Origin of the sequence: Archangium sp. Cb G35 (assembly GCF_001896145.1) — a bacterium.
Lineage (GTDB): Bacteria > Myxococcota > Myxococcia > Myxococcales > Myxococcaceae > Archangium > Archangium violaceum.
This window is the reverse complement of sequence record NZ_MPOI01000021.1, coordinates 46,395-68,222: the sequence shown is the minus strand read 5'-3', so window position 1 is coordinate 68,222 and position 21,828 is coordinate 46,395. Positions and strand designations below refer to the sequence as shown.

17 protein-coding genes are annotated in these 21,828 nt (G+C 71.2%); 10 read left to right on the top strand and 7 right to left on the bottom strand.

Annotated elements, in window-relative coordinates; genetic code table 11:
* Window positions 1-167: 167 nt before the first annotated feature.
* Window positions 168-404 carry a hypothetical protein gene (locus tag BO221_RS47245; protein ID WP_073567520.1) on the bottom strand — a complete coding sequence of 79 codons (237 nt, stop codon included), beginning with the start codon at window positions 402-404 and terminating at the stop codon, window positions 168-170.
* A gap of 260 nt (window positions 405-664) precedes the next feature.
* On the opposite strand from BO221_RS47245, the gene BO221_RS55720 reads away from it, so the two are divergent.
* The gene (locus tag BO221_RS55720) at window positions 665-835 is read left to right on the top strand and encodes a hypothetical protein (RefSeq protein WP_198956325.1); all 171 of its coding nucleotides are present in this window, start codon (window positions 665-667) and stop codon (window positions 833-835) included.
* Between the two features lie 3 nt (window positions 836-838).
* Here BO221_RS55720 and BO221_RS47240 read toward each other — a convergent pair whose 3' ends face one another.
* Window positions 839-2,233, bottom strand: coding sequence for an RIO1 family regulatory kinase/ATPase (locus tag BO221_RS47240; RefSeq protein WP_073567519.1), 1,395 nt, complete (start codon window positions 2,231-2,233; stop codon window positions 839-841).
* A gap of 49 nt (window positions 2,234-2,282) precedes the next feature.
* Window positions 2,283-3,857 (bottom strand): NAD(P)/FAD-dependent oxidoreductase, encoded by a 1,575-nt coding sequence (locus BO221_RS47235; protein WP_073567518.1) that lies wholly within the window; start codon window positions 3,855-3,857, stop codon window positions 2,283-2,285.
* A 121-nt stretch (window positions 3,858-3,978) separates the two neighbouring features.
* Here BO221_RS47235 and BO221_RS47230 point away from each other — a divergent pair, with 121 nt between their 5' ends.
* A complete protein-coding gene (locus BO221_RS47230; protein ID WP_073567517.1) occupies window positions 3,979-5,787 on the top strand; it encodes a PAS domain-containing sensor histidine kinase in 1,809 nt (602 codons plus the stop codon).
* Between the two features lie 27 nt (window positions 5,788-5,814).
* Here BO221_RS47230 and BO221_RS57180 read toward each other — a convergent pair whose 3' ends face one another.
* Entirely contained in the window at window positions 5,815-8,436 is a 2,622-nt protein-coding gene (locus BO221_RS57180) for a GAF domain-containing protein (RefSeq protein ID WP_073567516.1), read from the bottom strand.
* 307 nt (window positions 8,437-8,743) lie between these two features.
* Here BO221_RS57180 and BO221_RS47220 point away from each other — a divergent pair, with 307 nt between their 5' ends.
* From BO221_RS47220 to BO221_RS47190, 7 genes are all read left to right on the top strand, one after another.
* Entirely contained in the window at window positions 8,744-9,220 is a 477-nt protein-coding gene (locus BO221_RS47220; protein ID WP_369866201.1) for a chemotaxis protein CheW, read from the top strand.
* A complete protein-coding gene (locus BO221_RS47215) occupies window positions 9,217-10,704 on the top strand; it encodes a CheR family methyltransferase (RefSeq protein ID WP_073567515.1) in 1,488 nt (495 codons plus the stop codon). The genes BO221_RS47220 and BO221_RS47215 overlap by 4 nt, the downstream gene beginning before the upstream one ends.
* Entirely contained in the window at window positions 10,701-11,330 is a 630-nt protein-coding gene (locus BO221_RS47210) for a chemotaxis protein CheW (RefSeq protein WP_073567514.1), read from the top strand. Before BO221_RS47215 ends, BO221_RS47210 begins: the two co-directional genes overlap by 4 nt.
* The gene (locus BO221_RS47205; RefSeq protein ID WP_073567513.1) at window positions 11,327-12,976 is read left to right on the top strand and encodes a methyl-accepting chemotaxis protein; all 1,650 of its coding nucleotides are present in this window, start codon (window positions 11,327-11,329) and stop codon (window positions 12,974-12,976) included. The genes BO221_RS47210 and BO221_RS47205 overlap by 4 nt, the downstream gene beginning before the upstream one ends.
* Window positions 12,977-12,978: 2 nt before the next feature.
* A complete protein-coding gene (locus tag BO221_RS47200) occupies window positions 12,979-15,120 on the top strand; it encodes a response regulator (protein ID WP_073567512.1) in 2,142 nt (713 codons plus the stop codon).
* A complete protein-coding gene (gene cheB, locus BO221_RS47195; protein ID WP_073567511.1) occupies window positions 15,117-16,175 on the top strand; it encodes a chemotaxis-specific protein-glutamate methyltransferase CheB in 1,059 nt (352 codons plus the stop codon). Before BO221_RS47200 ends, cheB begins: the two co-directional genes overlap by 4 nt.
* Before the next feature lie 132 nt (window positions 16,176-16,307).
* Entirely contained in the window at window positions 16,308-17,990 is a 1,683-nt protein-coding gene (locus BO221_RS47190) for an ATP-binding protein (protein WP_073567510.1), read from the top strand.
* Between the two features lie 79 nt (window positions 17,991-18,069).
* Here the strand turns inward: BO221_RS47190 and BO221_RS47185 are convergent, their stop codons facing one another.
* Window positions 18,070-18,450, bottom strand: coding sequence for a hypothetical protein (locus BO221_RS47185; protein ID WP_073567509.1), 381 nt, complete (start codon window positions 18,448-18,450; stop codon window positions 18,070-18,072).
* A 292-nt stretch (window positions 18,451-18,742) separates the two neighbouring features.
* Here BO221_RS47185 and BO221_RS47180 point away from each other — a divergent pair, with 292 nt between their 5' ends.
* Window positions 18,743-20,521 (top strand): metallophosphoesterase, encoded by a 1,779-nt coding sequence (locus tag BO221_RS47180; protein ID WP_233166578.1) that lies wholly within the window; start codon window positions 18,743-18,745, stop codon window positions 20,519-20,521.
* On the opposite strand, the gene BO221_RS47175 is transcribed toward BO221_RS47180, so the two are convergent.
* Both BO221_RS47175 and BO221_RS47170 read right to left on the bottom strand, forming a co-directional pair.
* Window positions 20,522-21,073: a hypothetical protein gene (locus tag BO221_RS47175; RefSeq protein ID WP_073567507.1), complete on the bottom strand. Its 552-nt coding sequence runs from the start codon at window positions 21,071-21,073 to the stop codon at window positions 20,522-20,524.
* A 7-nt stretch (window positions 21,074-21,080) separates the two neighbouring features.
* Complete coding sequence (locus tag BO221_RS47170) at window positions 21,081-21,524, bottom strand: hypothetical protein (RefSeq protein ID WP_073567506.1); 444 nt, start codon at window positions 21,522-21,524, stop codon at window positions 21,081-21,083.
* Between the last annotated feature and the right edge of the window lie 304 nt (window positions 21,525-21,828).

Here is a 21,828-nt window from a genome sequence, read left to right as displayed (position 1 = left end):
ACCTGCCTATTTACGATTATCGACCTTGTAGGTTTCCAGTTGCGCCCGTCCGACACTTTCCTGGATCACCGGTTTGACCCGAGCGGGCCCCGCCCCACCGGCCTGACGCGAGGCGTCAAGACCGGGAGCGAGGGGCCCGCCGCGAGGTTCCCTGGCGCTGGCTGACGTCAGCGCTTGTTGTCGAAGGCGATGCCCTTGTTCACCTCGTCCAGGGCCTTCTCGGTGAGCTCGACGGCCTTGGCGCGGTGGCCGCCCTTGTCGTGGGAGGCGGTCTTGAGCGCGGCCAGCGCATAGCGCAGGTGGACGAGCGCCTCCTCCATCTTGGGCTGCTTCTCGGCGAAGGCGCGCTGGGAGAAACCACCGAGGACGAAGGCCACGGCAACGGCGAGGGCGGTGCGACGCATGGGGACTCCTACGTGGGACAAGGATTGGACGGCGGGCCCATCATCCCCGAGCGCCCGTCAACCTTTCCACAGGCCGCCTGTAGGAACTCCAGCCTTCCCGCCCGGTCGTCACACCTCGGCGCAGGTGGGCGTAAATCTCCCAACGGAAGACGGGGGACTTGGCTCGTCCAACCGCCGACAAACCCTGTCATTTCGACAGGGATGGCTCGGCAAAGCCTTTGCAGTAGGCCCCTCGCGAAGTCCATCCGAGGGGGTGTGGCATGCGGGGAGTCATCACCGGACGCGAGGTACTCGAGAACCTGGGCCTCATCTACCGGGAGTTCGGAGCCACCTGCCTGCTGCGCTGTCTGTGGGTGCTCGTCTCCGGACGCAGCACCACCTTCCTCGAGGTGGCGTGCCAGCCCGAGCCCCAGCAGGAGCGCTACCGCTAACGGCTAGGACTCGTCTTCCGGCTTCGACGGCGAAGCGGAAGGGACGGCCGGCGCCTTCTGCACGTAGGTCACCGCCGGACCACCGCCACCGCTCCGAGGCTGACGCGGCCCCCGATCGGGCCGATCGCTCCTCCGCTCCGGAGGACGCCCCCGCGGGCCCTGAGGCCCCGGCTGCTGCTCCGAGGGCCTCGCGCCCTGCTCTCCCCACTGACGCTGTCCTTCACCGTTCCCACGCGGGAAACGATCGCCCCGCGCGCGGTCTCCTCGCGGGAAGCGCTCGCCCTGGGGACGGTCATTGCGCGGAGGCCTGTCTCCCTGGGGACGGTCTCCGCGTGGCGGACGGTCTCCCTGGGGACGATCTCCGCGCGGCGGACGGTCGTTCCGGGGCGGGCGGTCTCCCATGGGGCGGTCGTTGCGCGGAGGCCGGTCTCCCTGGGGACGCATCTCCCGGGGGCCCTGCTGCTCCGGGGAGCTCGCGCCCTGCTCGCGCCACGGACGCGAGCCGTCACCGTTCCCTCTCGGGAAGCGCTCGCCCTGGGGACGATCCTGACGCGGAGGCCGGTCTCCCTGGGGGCGGTCTCCCCGAGGCGGTCCATTGTTGAAGCGGTTGTCGCCGTTGCGCGGCCCACCGGAGAAGCGGCGCGGCCCATCGCCCTGGAAGCGCCCCGTGGGCACGTAGTCCGGCGTCAGCTCGCGCTTGAGGTACGTCCGCCAGATTTCCTGCGCGTCCCCGGCCCGCGCCCGCAGGCTCGGGTCCGTCGACTCGAAGTAGCGGCGCAGGTTCTCCACGTCGCGCTTGAAGAAGAACTCGGCCTGGCTGTTGGCCGCCGCGTCCACCACCTGCGGGAAGTCGATGATGGTGGCCCCGCGGTTGCCCAGCAGGATGTTGAAGGCCGACAGGTCCCCGTGGATGAGGTCGCAGCACAGCATCCGGATGGCCTGGTTGCGCAGGTCGAAGTACAGCGCCGAGGCCTCCTCGGCCGTCAGCGCCGCCTCCTCCAACCGCGGCGCCGGGTGGCCCTCGAGGTCCAGCACCAGCTCCATCAACAGCACGCCCTCGTAGAACATCACCGGCCTGGGCACGCACACGCCGGCCGTGTGCAGCTTGCCCAGGGCATCCGCCTCGGCCGTCTTCCACGCGTCCTCGGCGGCCTGCACCCCGAAGCGGCTCCCCTTGGCGATGGCCCGCGCCGTGCGGCTGTTGCGCACCTGCCGGCCCTCCCGGTAGCCCGAGTTGTTGCGGAAGTTGCGGTGCTCGCGCTCCTTGTAGATCTTGGCGGCAACCACCTCGCCTTTGTGGCGGACAAGGTACACGTCCGCCTCCTTGCCACTCTTGAGGCGGCCCACCACCTCGTCAATCACACCATCGGCCAGAAGGACTTGGAGCGCTTCGTTCATCGTTCGCAGGTCGGAAGGCTCCGAGTCCTACCACGTATTCCTGATGACCTCAGCCCACACGTGCACGGGGCTCGGTCGAATGCCCTTCGACCGGCGGCACATAAGGCCAGCCGCCCAGGGGCCCCTTGCCCGCCTCCCGGGAGAGGTAGTCCGCCGCGATGTTGGCGCTCTCCATGATGGTGAGCAGCCCGCTGCCCGGGTGCGTCCCACCCCCTACCCAGTAGAGCCCCTCGACGCTGGGGCTCTTCACATGGGGGCGCAGGGGCCCCAACTGTGTCCAGGTGTGGGACAAGTTGAAGACGGCCCCCCGGAAGACGTTGAAGTCGTCCCGCCACGTCTCGGCGGTGAAGTAGCGCTCGGCGCGGAGGTGCTGGCGCACCCCCTGGATGCCCACCTTCTCCAGCATGGCCGGAATCCGCTCGCGCAGCGTGCGCTCCGTGGCCGCCCAGTCCACATCCCGCGAGGTGTTGGGCGTGGGCACCAGCACGTACAGGGTGGAGTGGCCCGCGGGCGCCCCGCTCTTGTCCGTGACGGTGGGGTTGCAGACGTAGAAGGGCGGGTCGTCCACGTCCACCTTCTGGTCCTCCAGGGCCTCCCGGTCCGTGCGCCGCGCGCTCTCGGACAGGTAGATGAGGTGGTGGGGCAGCTCGTCGTAGACGCGGTCCAGCCCGTAGTAGGCCATGAAGGTGCTGCACGAGTAGCTGGCCTTCTCCAGCGCCGCGTCCGTCAGCCGCGTGCCGGCACGGGCCTCGGAGGGGACGAGCTTCTGGGCCGCGTAGGGCAGGTCCGCGTTCACCACCACCGCGTCCGCCTCCAGCCGCTCGCCATTGGCCAGCCGCACGCCCGCCGCCCGGCCGTACTCCACCAGCACCTGCTCCACCGCCGTGCCCAGGCGGAAGGTGGCGCCCAGGTCCTCGGCGCACTTCATCATCCCGCGCGACAGGGCCCGGAAGCCGCCCTCCACGTGCCACACCCCGAAGGCCAGCTCCAGGTAGGGGATGACGCTGAACACCGAGGAGCACGTGGTGGGGTGCAGCCCCAGGTACTTGGAGGGGTAGGAGAGCGCATAGCTGATGCGGTCGTCGTGGAAGAAGCCGTCCAGGTGCTTGTAGAGCGTCTGCCAGGGCTTGAAGCGCAGCGTGGCCATCAGCCGCCAGGGCGCATAGTAGGCGAGGCTGTCGGCGTGGGTGGCCATGAACTTCTCATAGGCCAGCGGGTACTTCTCCCGGCTCTCCTCCAGCCAGCGGCGCAGGGCGGGGGCCTTGTCCGGGCCGAACTTCGACACCTCGCGCTCCATGCGCGCCGCGTCCCGCGTGGTGTCCAGGTAGGTGCCGTCCCAGAAGTGCACCCGGGTGTTGGTGTCCAGCGGTACCAGCTTCACGTAGTCGGAGATGCGCTTGCCCGCGCGCTCGAAGATGCGCTCCAGCACCCCGGGCAGTTGCAGGATGGAGGGCCCCGTGTCCACGGCGTACTCGCCGTGCTCGCCCAGGGTGAGCCCCTTCATCCGCCCTCCGGGCACCGCGTCCTTCTCCACCACCGTGACCTTCAGCCCCAACCCCGCGAGGTTGATCGCCGCCGACAATCCTCCGGGCCCCGCTCCCACGACAATGACGTGACGTACCATGGCGGCCCTACGATGCCTGGAAGCCTCCGGAGTTGCAGCTCTCCAGGCGAGCAAGCGTCATGGCCCCCGGGGTCCCCTCCCCCATGGCACGATTCGGGTGGCCCGGGCGTTGTTCCGGCCGATGAGAAAAGCCGCCGCCGGTTTCCTCTTCGTCGCCCTGCTGGCCGTCCTGCTGGGCGCCAGCTCGCTCGCCGTCCTGCACTCGGCGCTGCGGTCCCAGGACCAGTTGCTCAACGGATATATGGAGGACGTGGTCCTCACCCAGGAGCTGGTAACGGCCCACACCCACTTCATGCACCAGGCGAGCGACTTCCTCCTGCTGGAGGACGCACCCCGCCTGGACGCACTGGTGCGGGCCCGCGAGCACTTCGGCACCGTCGTCGGGCAGCTCACCCGCCAGGAGCCCAGGACGCCCGAGGAGCACCAGCTGGTGGAGCACTTCGTGGTGACCCGGGACCGGGCCCGCGCCGTGATGGACCACCTCATCGCCACGCGGCGGAAGGAGGGCCCCGCCTCGGGCCCCCGGCTGCTGGCGGAGTTGCAGCCCGTCCGCATGGACATGGAGAAGACCCTGAACGCGCTGGCCGACCACGAGCGCGAGCGCTACTGGAAGACACGCCATCAGGCACGGGCGGACTCGGAGCGGGCGCTGGGGATGCTCGCCCTGGGGTTCCTCGGGACGGTGGTGGTGGCCGTGGCCCTGGGGGTGTTCCTGGTGCGCGCGCTCCGGCAGCGCGTGCGGGCCGAGTCGGAGCGGACCGCGATGCTCGAGCGCGAGCATGCCGCCCACCGCGCCGTGGAGGAGCGGCAGGCCCTGTTGGACCTCGTCATCGAGCAGAGTGGCGATGCCGTGGTGGTGACGGATGCGAAGGGCGTCATCCAGCTCTTCAACGCCGAGGCCGAGCGCCAGCACGGCGTCACCCGCCAGCAGGTGTCCGCCCCGGAATGGGCCGCGGCCTTTGGACTGCTCACGCTGGAGGGGCATCCCCTGCCATTGGGGGAGACGCCGCTCTACCGGGCCCTCGAGGGCAGGCCGATGAACAACGCCCGCTGGCTGGTGAAGCGGCCGGATGGCTCGGTGCGCACGCTGTGCGGTACCGCCTCGCCCCTGCGCCGGCCGGATGGAACGCTCGTGGGCGCCGTGCTCACCGCCCGCGATGAGACGGAGCGCCTGGCCCTGGAGCAGCAACGCGCCAATGCGCTGGAGAGGCTGCGCAGCACCGCCGAGTTCCGTGAGCGTTTCCTCGGCATCGTCGGGCATGACCTGCGCAATCCGCTCAATGCCATCACGCTGTCCGCCCGCGTGCTGCTGGTGTCCGAGGCCTTCCCCGAGCGCGAGCTGAAGGCCGTGCGGCGCATCGCCTCGAGCGCGGACCGCATGGCGCGGATGATCTCCGAGTTGCTGGACTTCACCCGCAGCCGGCTGGGCGGAGGGATGCCGGTGGACCCGTGCCTGGCGGACCTGTCCGTCATCTGCCGCGAAGCGCTGGAGGAATTGGAGACGTCGCATCCCGGCTCGAGGTTGTCACTGCGGGTCCTCGGGCAGGGGTTGGGCGAGTGGGACGCGGGAAGGCTGTCCCAGGTCGTTTCGAATCTGGTGGGCAATGCCTTGCAGTACAGCCCCGAGGGTTCCCCCATCCGCGTCACCGTGGACGGACGGGCGGCCAGCGAGGTGGTGCTCTCGGTGCACAACCAGGGCGCGCCCATCCCCGAGGACGTGCTGCCCGAGCTCTTCGAGCCCTTCCGCCGCGGCACCCGCGAGAGCGCCCACCACGGCGGCGGACTGGGGCTCGGGCTCTACATCGTGCAGCAGATCATCCTGGCTCACGGCGGCTCGCTGGGCGCCGAGTCGCACGCCGGCGATGGCACCACCTTCACCGCGAAACTGCCACGCGAGAACTCGGACCGGGCCGCGACGCTCGCGAATTGAGGCCGCGCGGGGCACCAGGCACGCCCCTCAGTGCGCCCCCGCCCCCATCCCCGCCGGATGCCGGGGCAGCCGCACCGTGAACGTCGTGCCCTCCTCCTCCGTGGAGCGCACCGACACACTCCCCCCATGCGCCCGCACAATCTGCTCCACGATGTAGAGCCCCAACCCCAATCCCGACGTCGAGGTCGGTGACTGCTCCTCCCCGAACCGCCGGAACGGCTCGAAGATGGACCCGAGCCGCTCGGCGGGGATCGGCGCTCCCTCGTTGTGCACCTCCAGCCGCACGAGCTCCCCCTCGCCGCATAGCGAGAAGCGCACCCGCGACTCCTCCGGGCTGTAGTCCAGCGCGTTCTTCCCCAGGTTGATGAGCAATTGCGAGAGCCGGTCCGCGTCCCACTCGCCCTGCAGGTTTCCCTCCACCTCCAGGTCCACCTCCCTCCCCGGCCGTCCCGCCTCCAACTCCTCCACCACCTCGCGGCACAGCGCCGTCAGCTCCACCGGCCGCGGACTGATGGGAATGCCTCCCCCCAGCCTTCCCCTCGCGAAGTCCAACAGGTCCGAAATCATCCGCTTCATCCGCTCGGCGCTGGCGATGATGCGGCGCGCGCCCTTCACGTGCCGCTCCCCCAGGTCCTCCGAGCGCAGCAGCGCGTTGGCCGATAGCAATATCGCATTGAGCGGATTGCGCAGGTCGTGCGAGACGATGCTCATGAAGCGCTCGCGGAACTCCGCCGTCCGGCGCAGGTGCTCCTCCGCGCGTTTCTGCTCCGAGATGTCCATCACCGCCACGCCCAACCCCGTGATGGAGCCGTCCGCGTCCCGCACCGGGTAGTAGCTGGCCAGCCAGTACCGCTTCACCCCCGGCCGCGCGGGCGTCTCTCCCCCCACCTCCACGTCCATCACCGGCTGGCCCGTCTCCACCACCTGGTGCAGCACCGGCTCCACCTGATCCGCGATCTTCGGCAACACCTCGCGGATGCTCTTCCCCATGTGCTCCCGCGCGGAAGGGCCATTCATCCGCGCCAGGTGCTCGTTGAGCCGCACGTAGCGCAGCTCCGTGTCCCAGAAGCCCAGCCCCACCGGCACCGTCTCCATGATGGCGTCCAGCCGCGAGAGCGCCTCCTGGGCCCCCGTGCGCGCCCGCCGCTCCGCGTCGTAGAGGCGCCCGCGCTCCAGCGCCTGCGCGCACTGGCCCGCCACCACCTCCATCCACACCCGCTCGTCCGCCGGAAACGGGTGGCGCCGGCGGAAGGACAGGCCAATCGCCCCCATCACCCGGCCCTCCACCGTCAGCGGCAGGCATACGAAGGCCCCGTACTCCTCCACCTCGGGGTGGCCCCGCCAGTGCGGATAGTCGGCCAGCACGGACTCCAGTGACTCGTAGAAGAGCGGAGCGCCCGTGCGCACCACGTCGCCGTACATGACGGGCAGGTCCGCCGGGAAGTGCTTCCAGTCCCGCGTCTCCGCCTCCGCGTAGCCCGTCGTCTCCAGCATGTCGAACCACTGCCCATCCTCCGACAGCAGCCCCAACGAACCGCCCGCGGCCCCCAGCGCCCGCACCGCCTTCGCCACCACCACGTGCGCCACCTCCGAGGTGGTGAGCGCCTCCGACAACGCCGCCGTCACCTCCTGCAACCGGGCCGTCCGCGACTCCTGCTCCCGCAGCCGCTCCAACGCCTGCTCCGCCTGCTCCCGCGCCTGGCGCTCGCGCGCCGCCAGCTGCGCCTGGAGGATGAGCGCCGTGGCCCGGCTCACCATGGAGCCGAAGAGGAGCTTGTCCTCGTTGGAGAAGTCGAACGCCGTGCGGCTGCCCATCAACGCCACGCCCAGCGCCTCCTCTCCCTGCATTAGCGGAATCCCATACAGGCCCCGCGTTCCCTGCCGCCGGAACGCCCCCGACTTCACCTGCGGAGACGTGGCCGCCGAGCGCAGTGCCATCGGCCGCCGCTCGGCGGCGATGCGCCCACCGAAGCCCTCGCCCACGTGCACGAAGAAGCCGGAGGTCACCATCTCCTCCAGCCCCACCGAGGCACGCGCCCGCAGCACGTCCCCCTCCCGCAGCAGCAGCGTCACCGAGTCCACCGCCGTGGTGGCCTCCAACATCACCCGCAGCAGCTTCGGCAGGAAGATGTCCAGGTCCTCCGTCCCCCGCGCCGACTGGGAGATGCGCTCGAGCACCTGGAAGGTCCGCTCACGCGCCCGGGCATGGCGCGCGACGGCCGCCGCCATCAGCGCGTCGAAGGTCCGGTGGAAGTACGCCAGCTCTCCCAGCACCACGGCCAGCTCGTGCGCCGCGCGCTGCTCCAGGTGCCCGGTGTACAGCCGCAGGATGCTGTCCCGCAGGGCCGAGTACTCCCCCGACACCTCCTCCAGGTCGTAGCCCAGGTCCAACCTGTCCAACGCATCCAGCTCCGGGGTCTCCGCCTGCCCGCCCGGCGTCCCGTGGTGGCGCGCCTCCATCATCTCCGCCATGCGCTCGAGCAGCACCGGCAGGTGGGTCCCCAGCCGCGGGTAGGGCAGGCCCCGGGTACAGGGCAGCTGACGCACCGCCCGCTCCCAGTCCTCCAGGATGTGGGAGCGGTGGCTCCGGATGAATTCGTGGAGGGAGAGGTGCCCGTGTGTTTCCAGCGGTGTTGGATGCTCCGCCATGCCCTCAAGATGGAGCAGCCCCCCCTCGCGGGAGCGCCACCCGGACCCCGGTACGGGAAGCTCCCTCCCAGGGCGGCCAGCATTTCCGGCCGTCCCCCTCCTCCGCGCCGTGCGAGCACGCCACCGGGCAACCCCCCTCCGGAGCGTCACATCCCGCCGTGACACTCCCCGCCCGGGGCCGTGTCACAGCGCATAGATGGGGCTGGCCCCCCACGACGTCCACCAGACGTCAAGTCTCCCCGCCGCCCCACACGCGGGCGGCCACGGCGGGCGGTCTGTGCCTACACTGCGCACCCTTGGGAGACGCATGGTGACGCAACCCCCCCGCGAGGTCCTCCTCTTCCTGCTGGAAGGGCACCGCTACGCCTTGCCCATGGATGATGTGCGCGAGCTGGTACGCGCTGTGCGACTCACCCCCCTGCCCCGCGCCCCCGCCGTGGTGGAAGGGCTGCTCAACCTGCGCGGCGAGCTGCTCCCCGTCCTGGACATGCGCCGCCGCTTCCGCCTGCCCGCCCGCCCGCTCTCCTCCACGGACCACCTGGTGGTGGCCCGGGCCGGCCCCCGCTCCGTCGCCCTGCGGGTGGACCGGGCCGAGGGCCTGCTCTCCCTGGAGACGGGACAGCTCGATGCGTCCCCCCGGGAGTTGCCGGGCGTGGGCTACGTGGCCGGTGCCCTCAAGCTGCCGGATGGGCTCGTGCTCCTGCATGACCTGCGCACCTTCCTCTCCGAGGCGGAGGCGCTCGAATTGGACGAGGCGCTCGCGAGGGAGGGAGCCCCCCGGTGAGCGGTGACAGCACCCAGGCCTGGAGGCACCCCGGCTACCTCGCCGTCATCGACCTCGTCGCCGCACGCGCCGGCCTGCTGCCGCCCAGTTGTCCCGCCGCCGCCATGGAGGGCATCGACCGGGCCATGGCCCGCGCGGGCCTGTCCGGCTTCCCCGCCTACCTCGCCCAGCTCGAGGCGGACACCGCCCTGCTGGATGACCTGCTGGTGGAGCTCACCATCGGGGAGACGTACTTCTTCCGCAACCCGGAGCACTTCCAGTTCGTGCGCCACCAGGTGCTGCCCGAGGTGCAGCGCCGCCGGGGCCCCACCCACGTGGCGCGCGTGTGGAGCGCCGGCTGCGCCTCGGGCGAGGAGCCCTACTCGCTGGCGGTGCTCCTCGTGGAGGAGGGCTACGGAGAGAAGATGGAGGTGCGGGCCACGGACGTGTCGCGCGCGGCGCTCGCCCGGGCCCAGGTGGCCCGCTACGGCGAGTGGTCCCTGCGCGGCACCGAGGCCAGCCGCATGCGGCCCTTCCTGCACCTGGAGGGCAAGCGCTACACGCTCGATGCCCAGGTGCGCGCCCGCGTCCACTTCGACTACCTCAACCTCGCCGACGACACCTGGCCGTCCCAGGCCCACGGCATCTGGGGCATGGACGTCATCTTCTGCCGCAACGTCCTCATCTACTTCAACCGCGCCACCATCGAGGCGGTGGCCCAGCGGCTCCACGCCTCGCTCGCCGACGGCGGCTTCCTCATCACCGGCCCCTCGGACCCCCCGCTCGGCACCTACGCCCCTTTCGAGACGATCCTCACCGACTGGGGCATCGTCTACCACCGGCCCGCCGCGGGCGAGGCCCCCCTGCGCTCCTTTCCCACCGTCCCTCCGCCCGCGCCGCTTCCTCCCCTCCCACCGCGGGTGCCGCCTCCCGCGCCGCCGCCCGTGGCCGTCACGCCTCCCGTGCCCGCCGCCCCCGTGCCCGCGCCGCCGCCCACGGCCCGCCCGGAGCTGGCGGAAGCGAGGCGGGCCCTCGAGGCCGGAGACTGGCGCGAGGCGGTGCGGCTGGCCGGAGCACACCCGGAGGACGCGGAAGCCGAGGCGGTGGCGGTCCGCGCCCTGGGCAACCTGGATCCACTGGCCGCCGTGCGTCGCTGTGCCGAGGCCGCCCTGCGCCACCCGCTCGCCGCGGAGCTTCGCTACCTGGAGGCCATGCTGCTGCTGGGGCTCGGCCGGCTCCCGGAGTCCGAGCGCGCCGCGCGGCAGGCCCTCTACCTCGAGCCCTCGCTGGCCGTGGCCCACCTCATGCTGGGCCACATCCTCCGGCGCCAGGGCGACACCGCCGGGGCCCGGCGCTCCTTCCACACCGCCGAGTCATTGTGCGCTTCGCTCCCGCCGGAGACCCTGGTACCCCTGGGCGATGGCGAGCGCGCCGGCCACCTGGCGGAAGTGGCCCGGGCGGAGCGCACCCGGTTGGAGAAGGCCCGCGAGGAGGTCCGTGAATGACGGGAGGCGATGAGGCGAAGGGGGACGGGCCGGACTGGGCCGCGGCCTACAGGCGGTTGAAACGGCTCGCCGCCGCCACCGAGGCCGCCTCCACGGCCGACCCCGCCCGTGAGGCGGAGCTGCTCGACGAGCGCGCCCGGGCACTGGCCCGGCCCCTGGAGCGGCACACCCAGACGGGCCCCCTGCTGGAGCTGGTGCACTTCCGCTCCGGCGAGCAGGACTACGCCCTGGAGACACGCTTCGTCCTGGAGGTGCTGCGCTCCCCGGAGCAGCTCGTCCCCCTGCCCGGCGCGCCGGAGACGCTGCGCGGCCTCACCCTGCTGCACGGCGAGGTGCTCGCGGTGGCGGAGCTCGCGCCCCTCTTCGGCCGGGCCGCCCCCACCACCCACGGGCCCGTGCTCGTGGTGGGCCCGGGCCGCCCGGAGCTGGGCCTGCGCGCCGATACCATCGAGGAGGTGCGCCTGCTCGCCCGTGACACCCTCCTGGCGCCCCCGGCCGCCCTCGGCGCGCAGGAGCGGACACTCGTGTCCGGCATCAGCCGGGAGGGCATCATCGTTCTGGAGGGAGAGGCCCTGCTGAGGGATGGTCGCCTCTTCTTCGACTTCTCCGAGGAAAGGACTGCATGAGCATCGGGAAGAAGATCGCCCTCGGCTTCGGACTGTCCCTGCTGGTGCTGCTGGCCATCGCGCTGGTGGCCTTCCAGGGCGCCCAGCAACTGGTGCAGACCACCGGGGGGCTGGTGGAGAGCCGGGATCAAGCCCGCAGCGTCCGCGAGGTGCGCATGCTGATTCTGGATGCCGAGACGGGCCAGCGTGGCTACGTCCTCACCGGCGAGGAGCGCTACCTGGAGCCCTACCAACGGGCCATCCAGACACTGGACTCGCAGATTGCCCGGCTGCGCTCGGACCTGGCCGACGACCCCGAGCAACTGGCCCGGCTGAACCGGGTCGAGCCCCTCATCCGCGAAAAGCTCGCCGAGATGGCGGAGATCATCCGCGTGCGCCAGCAACGCGGCCTCAACCCCGCCCTGGAGGTCATCCAGACGGACCGGGGCAAGGCGCTCATGGAGCAGATCCGCGCGGCCATCACCGAGATGGTGACCATCGAGGATGATCAATGGATCGCCTTCGAGAAGGAGGCCCGGAACAGCTCCCAGCGCAGCATGGTGGTGCTGGGACTGGGCACGCTGCTGGGGCTGCTCGTCGTCAGCCTGGGCAGCATCCTCATCACCCGCACCATCACCGGCCCGCTGGACAAGCTGGTGAAGGGCGCCGATCAGATCGGCCGCGGCAACTTCGCCCACCGCATCGAGGTGCACAACGATGACGAGACGGGAGAGCTCGCGCGGGCCTTCAACGCCATGTCCGAGCGCCGCCAGCAGGCCGAGGCGCAGCTGTCGAAGCAGGCCGGGGAGCGCGAGCACACGCTGCGGACGGTGGCCGAGTTCGTCAATCAGCTCGCGGGCACCACGGCGGAAATCCTCGCCAGCACCACGGAGCAGGTGGCCGGTGCCCAGGAGCAGGGCAGCGCGGTGGCGGAGACGGTGAGCACCGTGGAGGAGATCGTCCAGATGTCCGAGGAGGCCGCGGGCCGGGCGCGCGCGGTGAGCGAGTCGGCGCGTCACTCGGAGGAGGTGGGCAAGAACGGCCGGCGCGCGGTGGACGAGACCATCGCCTCCATGACCACCGTGCGCGAGCAGGTGGAGTCCATCGCCTCGCGGATTCTCGCCCTGGCCGAGCAGGCGCAGGCCATTGGCGACATCATCACCACCGTCAACGACATCTCCGAGCAGACGCACATGCTGGCGCTCAACGCCTCCATCGAGGCCAGCCGCGCGGGTGAGCACGGGCGGGGCTTCGCGGTGGTGGCCGCCGAGGTGAAGGCCCTGGCCGACCAGTCCAAGAAGGCCACCACCCAGGTGCGGCAGATTCTGGGACAGATTCAGAAGGCCACCCAGGGCGCGGTGATGACGACGGAGGAGGGCACCAAGAGCGTGGCCTCGGCCACCCGGGTGGTGACGCAAGCGGGCACCCACATCCAGACGCTCAGCGAGTTGCTCGCGCAGGCCTCGCTCACGGCGGCGCAGATTTCGGCGTCGGCCAGCCAGCAGGCCACCGGCACCGGGCAGATCCGCCAGGCGATGCGGGACGTGAGCCAGGCCACGCAGCAGACGCTCACCAGCATCCGGCAGACGGAGCGCGCGGTGCAGGACCTCAACGCCATGGGCCAGAAGCTCAAGGGCCTGCTGAGCGAGTACGGGCGCGCCGCATGACGATGGACCGGGACAGGCTCGCCCAGGCGCTGATGGCCACCTTCCTCGAGGAACTCGAGGGACACGTGGCGGCGCTCAACCGGGACCTGCTCGCGCTGGAGAAGGCGGCCTCGCCCGCGCGCTTCGGCGAGCTGATGACGTCATTGCTGCGCACGGTGCACAGCGTGAAGGGGGCCTCGCGGGCGGTGAGCGAGTCCCTCATCGAGACGGCCTGCCACCGGCTGGAAGAGGTGCTGCTGGTGGTGCAGCAACGGGAGCACACCACCCCGGAGCTGATGGAGGTGTGCTTCACCGCCGTGGACGCGCTGGACGACGCGGGGCGGCGGCTGGCGCTGAAACAGGAGCTGAAGGGCTCGCCCTTGGAGGCCCTGCTGCCCCGGTTGGAGGAGGCGGCCCGCGCTCCCGGCTCCCTCCGCCCCACGGCCCCGGCCGCTCCCGAGCCACCGGACACGCCCGCGCCCGAGGCATCACCGCCCACCATGGATGCGCCCGCCCCTGGCCTGGAGGGCCTGCCGGTGCGCGTGTCCGCCCAGAAGCTGGACGCACTGCTGGCCCGCAGTGGCGAGCTGCGCGTGGCGGGCCTGCGCATGGAGGGCCGGGTGGAGTGGGTGGAGGCGGTGCACGAGGAGCTGTACCACCTGCGCCTGCGGCTGAGGGGCACGGACGAGGCGGTGGCGCGGCGGCTGGAGGCAAGGCTGGCGCAGCTCGGCCGGGCGCTCGCGGCGGACCGGCGCACGCTGCTGCAGGCCACGGGCGGCCTGGACGAGGAGGTGCGGCGCGCGCGCACGCTGCCCTTCGCCGAGGCCTGCGCGGGGTTGGAGCGCAACGCGAGGGACCTGGCGCTCGCCTCGGGCAAGCAGGCCCGGGTGGAGGTGCGGGGAGGCGCGTTGGAGCTGGACCGCTCGCTGCTGCAGGGCCTGCGCGAGCCGCTGCTGCACCTGGTGCGCAACGCGGTGGCGCACGGGTTGGAGACGCCCACGGCGCGGCGCGATGCGGGAAAGCCCGAGGAGGGCCGGGTGACGCTGTCCGCGCGGCTGCGCGGGGGCCGGGTGCAGGTGGTGGTGGAGGATGATGGGCGGGGGCTGGACATGGCCAGCATCCGCGAGCGGGCGCGGGCGCGCGGGCTGCCGGTGCTGCAGGACGCCGGGGACGCGCGGCTCATCTTCATGCCGGGCCTGTCCACGGCCGAGGCGGTGACGTCCATGTCCGGGCGCGGGGTGGGGTTGGACGTGGTGCGCGCGCAGGTGGAGGGGATGCGGGGCAGCGTGGACGTGTCCTTCGTTCCGGGCCAGGGCACGCGCTTCACCCTGGACGTGCCCCTGACGCTGAGCACGCTGCGGGTGCTGCTGGTGACGGCGGGCAGGCAGACCTTCGCGGTGGCGGGCGAGAGCGTGGAGCGCCTGCTGCGGCTGGGCCCCGGAGACGTGCGCGTGGTGGAGGGCCGGCAGATGTGGGCCGCGCCCGGGGCGCTGGTGCCGCTGGCCACGCTGACGGCGGTGCTGGGCCTGGAGGCCAGTGCCCCCCGGCCACGCCCGGGCGCCATGGTGCTGAGCGCGGGCGAGCTGCGCGCCGCGCTGGTGGTGGATGAGGTGGTGGCGGAGCAGGAGGTGCTCGTCCGGGGCCTGGGCTCGCGCATCCGCCGGGCGCGCCATGTCTCGGGCGTGGCGGTGCTGCCGGACGGACGCATGGCCCCGCTGCTCAACGCCGCCTCCCTGGTGCGCGCCGCCGAGGGCCGCACCGCCCACGCCGGCCTCTTCCCCGCCCCCGTGGAGAAGAAGGCCCGCAGGCGCGTGCTGCTCGCCGACGACTCGATGACCACCCGCGCCCTGGAGCAGAGCATCCTCGAAGCCGCCGGCTACGAGGTACTGGCCTGCGCGGACGGGCAGGAGGCCTGGGAGCGGCTGCTGGCGGAGGGGGCGGACGCCGTCGTCTCGGACGTGGAGATGCCGCGCATGGACGGCTTCGCCCTCACCGAGGCGGTGCGTGGCTCGCAGCGCTTTGGCCGGCTGCCCGTCGTCCTCGTCACCGCGCGCTCCCGGCCCGAGGACAAGGCCCGTGGCCTCCAGGTGGGCGCCAGCGCCTATCTGGTGAAGAGTGCGTTCGATCAAACCCACCTGCTGGAGACCCTGAGGCAGCTCCTATGAAGCCCGACAAGCTCCGCGTCGTCGTCGCCGAAGACTCCCCCACCGCCCGGCGCCTGCTGGTGGAAATCCTACGGGCCGACCCCGCCTTCGAGGTGGTGGGCGAGGCGAAGGATGGCGTGGAGGCGCTGGAGCTCACCCGCCGCCTGCGCCCGAATCTGGTCACCATGGACATCCAGATGCCGAACATGGATGGGCTGGAGGCCACCCGGCGCATCATGACGGAGGTGCCCACGCCGGTGGTGGTGGTGTCCACGCTGGTGGAGCGCGACATCCAGACGTCCATGGCCGCGCTGCGCGCCGGGGCGCTGGCGGTGCTGCAGAAGCTGGTGGGCCCGCAGGCGCTGGACTTCGAGACGGAGGCCCGCCGGCTGCGCGACACGCTGAAGGCCATGGCCGAGGTGAAGGTCATCCGGCACTGGCCCGCGCGCGAGGAGGGGCCCACCCCACGCGTCCCCGTGGTGCCGGCGCGCCGGAGCCGGTCCGCGCTGCTGGCCATCGCCGCGTCCACGGGAGGCCCCGCGGCCCTGCACCGCATCCTCTCGGAGCTGCCCGCCGGCTTCCCGCTCCCCATCCTGGTGGTGCAGCACATCGCCCTGGGCTTCGCCAAGGGCCTGGCCACCTGGCTGGACAGCGTCTGCAAGCTGGAGGTGAAGGTGGCCGAGGACGGCGAGGCCCTGCGTCCGGGAGTCGTCTACATCGCCCCGGATGACCGGCACCTCGGGGTGAGGGCGGACAGGCGGGTGGAGGTGTCCAACGCGGCCCCGGTGGGAGGCTTCCGGCCCTCGGGCACGTGGATGTTCCGCTCGGCGACCCAGGTTTTCGGGCCCTCGCTGGCGGCCGTCGTCCTCACGGGGATGGGGCAGGACGGCCTGGACGGTTTGCGGGAGGTACACGAAGCGGGAGGCTGGGTGATGGCCCAGGACGAGGCGACCAGCGTCGTCTATGGAATGCCGGGGGTGGCCGTGGCGGCGGGACTCGCCCACGAGGTGCTGCCGCTGAGTGACTTCTCCCGGCGTTTCCGGGAGCTCGCCGGGGGGGAGAGCGGAGGAGCGTGAGAAGTGGAGGTGAACGGCCGAGCAACGTCGCCTTCCGGACGCCGCTCGCCAGCACCCTCTCCAAAAGGTGGAGCGGAGTGCCCAGTGGTATGAAATGAAGAGGTCCCCCCCGCCACCGGTTGTGGCGCTGCGATGAGTCTTTCCGCCTCTGGATTCGAGATGGCCTTCAAGGCCCTGCCAGAACCGGCCTACCTCCTGGACGAGGCGGGACGAGTGCTCGTGTGCAGCACCGTGGGGGCGAGCGTCCTGGGCATGCCATCGGAGCTGTTGCTCGGCCAGCACTGGGCCGGGCTGGCGCTGGGCCCCGAGGAAGGGGCCCTGCTGGAGTCGGGGCGCGGGGTGGCCATGGCCACGGGAGCGCAACACTCGGTGGACGGCACGTGGTTGGGCGAGCACGGCCCCCGGCCCCACCGCTTCTGTTTCACCCCCATGCGGGAGGCGAACGGCCCGGTGCGGGTGCTGGTGACGGTGCGTCCGCTCACCGAGGCCGAGGCCGTGCATGCACGGGCCCTGGCGCTGGAGCAGGCGGCCCGCGCGGAGGTGGAGGCCGCCGAGCGCCGGCAGTCCTTCCTGTACCAGGCGATGACGACGCTCTTCGCGCACCCGCCGGATCCGCAGGGCATGTACACGCTGCTGGCGCACCTGGCGGTGCCGGACCTGGCGGACTGGTGTCTGGTGGACGCGGTGGAGCAGGGCGCGTGGGTGTCGCGGGTGGCGGTGGCGCACCTGGACCCGACACAGTTCGAGCAGGCGCGGGGGCTGACGAGGCGCTTCGAGCGGCGCGAGGCGCCGGTGGGCGTGCTGCGGGTGCTGCACACGGGTGAGCCGGAGCTGGTGCCGGCGGTGACGGACTCGTTGTTGCGCGCGGCGGCGTCGGAGCCGGAGCACCCGGCGCTGCTGAGCCGGTTGCAGGCGCGCTCGTACATGATCATCCCGCTGAAGGCGCGAGGGCACACGCTGGGGGCGGTGACATTCGTGTCCTCGGCCTCGGGGCGGCGCTACGGCCCGAACGACCTGGCCCTGGCGGAGGACCTGTGCGTGCGGGCGAGCCTCGCCATCGACAACGCGAGGCTCTTCGGCGAGTCGAGGCGGGCGACACGGGCGCGCGAGGATCTGTTGGCGGTGGTGAGCCACGATCTGAAGAACCCGCTGGGAGTGGTGCAGCTGGCCTCGGCGCTGCTGGTGCGGGGAGCGCAGGGCAAACCGGGGAGCGAGCCGGTGCTGAAGCAGGCGGGCCGCATCCAGGCGGCAGCGGACCGGATGGGGCGGCTCATCTCGGACCTGCTGGACTGGGGGCGGATCGAAGCGGGCGGACTGCCGCTGGAGCCCTCGGAGCAGCACGTGTCGTCGCTGGTGACGGAGGCGCTGGAGAGCGTGAGGCCGTTGGCGGAGGTGCGGGGGCTGAGGGTGGCGGCGGAGCTGCCGGACGACGACATGCAGGTGAAGTGCGACCGGACGCGGGTGTTGCAGGTGATGGGAAACCTGCTGGGCAACGCGTTGAAGTTCACGCCGGACGGAGGGGTGTTGACGGCGGGGGCGCGGGTGCACCGGGGCGAGGTGCAGTTGTGGGTGAGGGACACGGGGACGGGCATCCGGCCCGAGGCGTTGCCGCACGTCTTCGAGCGTTACTGGCAGGAGAAGGACGCGGAGAGCCGGGGAACGGGGCTGGGGCTGTACATCGCGAAGGGAATCGTCGAGGCGCACGGCGGCCGCATCTGGGCGGAGAGCCAGTGGGGGAAGGGAAGCACCTTCACCTTCACGCTGCCCACGGCGAGCACGAGCCTCCAGAAGAAGGCCTCCCACCCGTCCCTGTAGCCACACTCCCCCACTCTCCCCTCTCCCCCCGGGAGAGGGACGGGGTGAGGGTATCGAGGGCCCCGGGTTCCCCCGGTACTCAAGCCCCCACGGGTTCGTGGTGGGTCACCGTGCGCACGAGCACGAAGGAGCCGGTGGGCCCCAGGGCAATCACATACGTCTCATGCTCCACCTCGACGAGGGAGCCATGGGCGGCCTCGGGTTGGAGCTCGAGCCACCCGAGGGCCTCGTTCATGGAGGGAAACGTCTGCACGGGGCCCGAGGAGGAACCACCGGCCTCACGGGATTCGAGCCAGCCGTAGAAGTCCTCGAGCTCGTCGCGGGAGTGGAGGAAGAGAAGGGCGCGGGCGGCGAGCGCGATGACGGCATACTCCTCCGACTCGGAGGCATGAGGGCGGGCCGCGGAGGCGAGCGCCCGCAGCGTCCGCTCCAGGCCAGGCCGCGAAGAGGACTCGTTCATGGTGGACCCCCTGCCACGCGGGATGTGGCGACCGGTATCAATGTGTCGGGCCGCGGCGGGGAGGCAACCCCTCGGGGAGGCGGAAGCGCACGTTTGTCGGAAGAAGGACCGGACGGAGCGGGGACGGGACGAGGCGCTCCCCCGGCGAGTCCCACACCGTGCGGGAAACCCGACACCCGGGCCCGGATTCTCGAGTTCTCTTGTACCGGGAAGCAACGCCGCACAGGCTTGAAGCAGCCCCCGTGCCGTGCCGCTCTCGCGTGTCCCCTCCCGTTCACACGGAGGAAGAGCCATGGCCTCGGGTACAGAAACCCTCACCGCCCCCCAGCGAGCTCCAGGCGGGCCGCCCGAGCGGCCCCAGGGCCGGAAGATGGTGCGCTGGTTCGATCCATTCGTGCTCCTCAAGGCGGGGGTGCGCTCCACCATCTCCACCACCATCGGGGAGCAGGCGGATCGCCGGCTGCTCGATGCGCTGGCGGCCCCGAAGGTGGAGCCGAGTGACTTCTCGGTGGACGAGGCGGGGCAGCCGCGGGAGGAGCTGTGGTTGGACTACGTGGCGGACCTGGGAGACGGCTGGGACTCCACGTACGCGGTGGCGCAGACGGTGTCGAGGCCGGCGCTGACGCTGAGGGACGAGACGGGCACGGCCTACGAGACGCGCCGGGGCGAGGTGCTCGTATTCGGAGGGGACGAGGTGTACCCGGAGGCGAGCGTGAAGGAGTACGAGGAGCGCACGGTGCGTCCGTGGGAGGCGGCGATGCGGGGGCAGGGGCCGGCACCGCACCTGTTCGCGGTTCCCGGCAACCATGATTGGTATGACGGGCTGGTGTCGTTCATGCGGCTGTTCTGTCAGGGCCGGCGGCCTGCGGGGTGGCACACGCACCAGCGGCGCAGCTACTTCGCGGTGAAACTACCGCACGGCTGGTGGCTGCTCGGCACGGACATGCAGCTCGAGTCGGACATCGACGAGCCGCAGGTGCAGTACTTCCAGGAGCTGGCGAAGCACATGAAGGAGGAGGACCGCATCATCCTCTGCCTGGCGGAGCCGGCGTGGCTGGTGGGGCAGGTGCGCCCGCCGGGGGAGCGCACGTACCTGGACAACAACCTGGACTTCCTCGAGCAGCAGGTGCTGGGCAAGAAGGTGAGCGTCTTCCTGACGGGAGACATCCACCATTACCGGCGGCACGCGAACGAGGAGGGACGGCAGAAGATCATCGCGGGCGGAGGCGGGGCCTTCCTGCACCCGACGCACGTGCCGCGCAAGGAGGCCTCGCTGCCGGACGGCTTCACCGCGCGCAAGACGTTCCCGTCGAAAGAGGAGTCCCGGCGGCTGTGCTGGCGCAACCTGGGATTCCTCGGGCACAACCCGAGCTTCGGCGTGCTCACCGGGCTGCTGTACCTGCTGTTGGCGTGGATGCAGGTGGCGGACCTGAGCGAGGGCGGCACGGTGGCGTGGAAGCTGTCGAGGGTGCTGGGAGCGGCGCTCGTCAACCCGGGGGTGCTGTTGCTCTCGGTGATGCTGGTGCTGGGGATGGTGGGGCTGGCGGATGCGCGCTTCGGCCGGGGACGCTGGGTGGTGGGGGTGCTGCACGGAGTCGCGCACCTGGCCGCGTCGCTCTTCGTCTTCTGGGGGGCCTTCGCGCTCACGGGCGAGTTGCTGCCGCTCGGGAGCGTTCCGCAGGAAATGCTCGGAGCGTTGCTCGTCTTCGCCGGAGGCTTCCTGCTGGGGCCGACGCTCATGGGCGTCTACCTGCTCGTCTCGCTCAACGGCTTCGAGGCGCACGCCAACGAGGCGTTCTCCTCGCTGACCATTCCGGACTGGAAGAACTTCCTGCGGCTGCGCATCGACCGGGAGGGGCGCCTGTGGCTCTACCCGATTGGACTGAGGCGGGTGCCTCGCAACTGGAAGCGGGGAGAGACGGCGAGGGATCCGGAGTGGGTGGCCGATGACAAGGACGCCACCCCCCCGGAGCTCATCGAGCCGCCCATCGTCATCGGCGCGGCACGGCCCACGGCTCCCCGCATAGCGGGGCGGAGTTCCCCGGAGTACGCCGGGCCCGCGGCACCGTAATCAGCCCTCGTTCCGGGGGAGGAGGCCCTCCTGGGCGGCCTTCTCCCTCGTGTCCTGGACGGCATTGAAGATGCTGGTGGACTCCGGGAAGACCCGCTCCGCCAGCTCGCTGAGCTTCAGGGCCTTCTCCAGCGTGTCCTTCGTCCGCTCCATGGCCCAGAAGTCGATGAGCCCGGCCCATGAACCCTCCAGGGCACGCAGGGCGCTCGCCACACTCTCCTCGAAGAGCGCCTCCGCCAACTTGGGCGAATCGCGGAAGACGTCGACGAAATGAGCGAGCTCCAGCAGCGCCGGTGCACTCCGGCCGGAGGCCTGCACGGCCTTCTCCAGCAGTCCCTGGATCTCCTCGAGTGCCTGCTCCATCTCGACCTCGGGCTCATCGGTCAACCGCAACAGCCGCGCGAGCTCCAACAGGTTGGGCGTGAACGCGGGACAATCCCGAGCCAGCTCTCGGAGCCGCTGAAGCTGCTCCGGACTCGCCTCATTGGCCGAGCCGGCCTCCCGGGCCGCCCGCATCCGGGCGATCATCTCGTCGAGACTGGGGTGTGTCATGGGAGCCTCAGAGCTTATCCATGAGGCGCGGCTGCTCCTTGATGAGCTTGGCGGCCTCCTGCAGTTGGGCCTTCGTCGCGAGGCTGAAGTCTCTGTCCGCCATCATCTTCTCGATTTGATACAGCGTGTGGTCCTTGAGCTGTGAGGGGAAATCCTTAGCCCGCTGGAGACGCGCGGGAATCTCCCCCAGCTTCGTGTTCAGCTGGGCGATACGCGTCAGCAGTTGGGTGGCGTGCGGCCTGGAAATCAGACCCGCGGCAGTGGACTCGGCGATGAGCGCCTCGGCCTCGGCCAACCGGCCCTGCGCGATCAGCGCCTGGATACGCGCGGCGGCGGTGTTGCACTCGGCACCCACGCCGTGGGCTGGCGCCCCCCGCTCCACCCCAGACACATGACCGCAAGCGCCCACCACGAGGGAGAGCCCGGCCAGCAGCACCCACCCGTTCCTCATGAGAACCCTCCTGGAGCAGAGAGGGCATCAGTGTAGACCCTTCCCCTCCTCTCCCGGAGAGAGCCGGGACGCACCCCGAGAGAAACCACACACCCCGGGTTCCGGCCGCCCCGGCGCCCCGGTTATCGTACGGCCAGTGATGAGTTGCCTTCCATTCCGTCTCCCACAAGGACCCACCCGGGTAGGACAGGCATGGCGGCGACTTTCAGGGACGCCTGATCGCCGCCGTCGGATGGGCTGGGAAGCGGGGGCCGATGCCCACTCCCTGATGGCGGGATCGCGAAAATCCCAGTAAGAACCAGGA

What these genes read in the sequence shown, in the direction of transcription:
- BO221_RS47170 (WP_073567506.1), bottom strand. Translation starts at nt 21,524, where the DNA reads ATGAGGAACGGGTGGGTGCTGCTGGCCGGGCTCTCCCTCGTGGTGGGC.
- BO221_RS47240 (WP_073567519.1), bottom strand. Translation starts at nt 2,233, where the DNA reads ATGAACGAAGCGCTCCAAGTCCTTCTGGCCGATGGTGTGATTGACGAG.
- BO221_RS55720 (WP_198956325.1), top strand. Translation starts at nt 665, where the DNA reads ATGCGGGGAGTCATCACCGGACGCGAGGTACTCGAGAACCTGGGCCTC.
- BO221_RS47175 (WP_073567507.1), bottom strand. Translation starts at nt 21,073, where the DNA reads ATGACACACCCCAGTCTCGACGAGATGATCGCCCGGATGCGGGCGGCC.
- BO221_RS47210 (WP_073567514.1), top strand. Translation starts at nt 10,701, where the DNA reads ATGACGGGAGGCGATGAGGCGAAGGGGGACGGGCCGGACTGGGCCGCG.
- BO221_RS47235 (WP_073567518.1), bottom strand. Translation starts at nt 3,857, where the DNA reads ATGGTACGTCACGTCATTGTCGTGGGAGCGGGGCCCGGAGGATTGTCG.
- BO221_RS47220 (WP_369866201.1), top strand. Translation starts at nt 8,744, where the DNA reads ATGGTGACGCAACCCCCCCGCGAGGTCCTCCTCTTCCTGCTGGAAGGG.
- BO221_RS47245 (WP_073567520.1), bottom strand. Translation starts at nt 404, where the DNA reads ATGCGTCGCACCGCCCTCGCCGTTGCCGTGGCCTTCGTCCTCGGTGGT.
- BO221_RS47200 (WP_073567512.1), top strand. Translation starts at nt 12,979, where the DNA reads ATGGACCGGGACAGGCTCGCCCAGGCGCTGATGGCCACCTTCCTCGAG.
- BO221_RS47230 (WP_073567517.1), top strand. Translation starts at nt 3,979, where the DNA reads ATGAGAAAAGCCGCCGCCGGTTTCCTCTTCGTCGCCCTGCTGGCCGTC.
- cheB (WP_073567511.1), top strand. Translation starts at nt 15,117, where the DNA reads ATGAAGCCCGACAAGCTCCGCGTCGTCGTCGCCGAAGACTCCCCCACC.
- BO221_RS47180 (WP_233166578.1), top strand. Translation starts at nt 18,743, where the DNA reads ATGGCCTCGGGTACAGAAACCCTCACCGCCCCCCAGCGAGCTCCAGGC.
- BO221_RS57180 (WP_073567516.1), bottom strand. Translation starts at nt 8,436, where the DNA reads ATGGCGGAGCATCCAACACCGCTGGAAACACACGGGCACCTCTCCCTC.
- BO221_RS47190 (WP_073567510.1), top strand. Translation starts at nt 16,308, where the DNA reads ATGAGTCTTTCCGCCTCTGGATTCGAGATGGCCTTCAAGGCCCTGCCA.
- BO221_RS47185 (WP_073567509.1), bottom strand. Translation starts at nt 18,450, where the DNA reads ATGAACGAGTCCTCTTCGCGGCCTGGCCTGGAGCGGACGCTGCGGGCG.
- BO221_RS47205 (WP_073567513.1), top strand. Translation starts at nt 11,327, where the DNA reads ATGAGCATCGGGAAGAAGATCGCCCTCGGCTTCGGACTGTCCCTGCTG.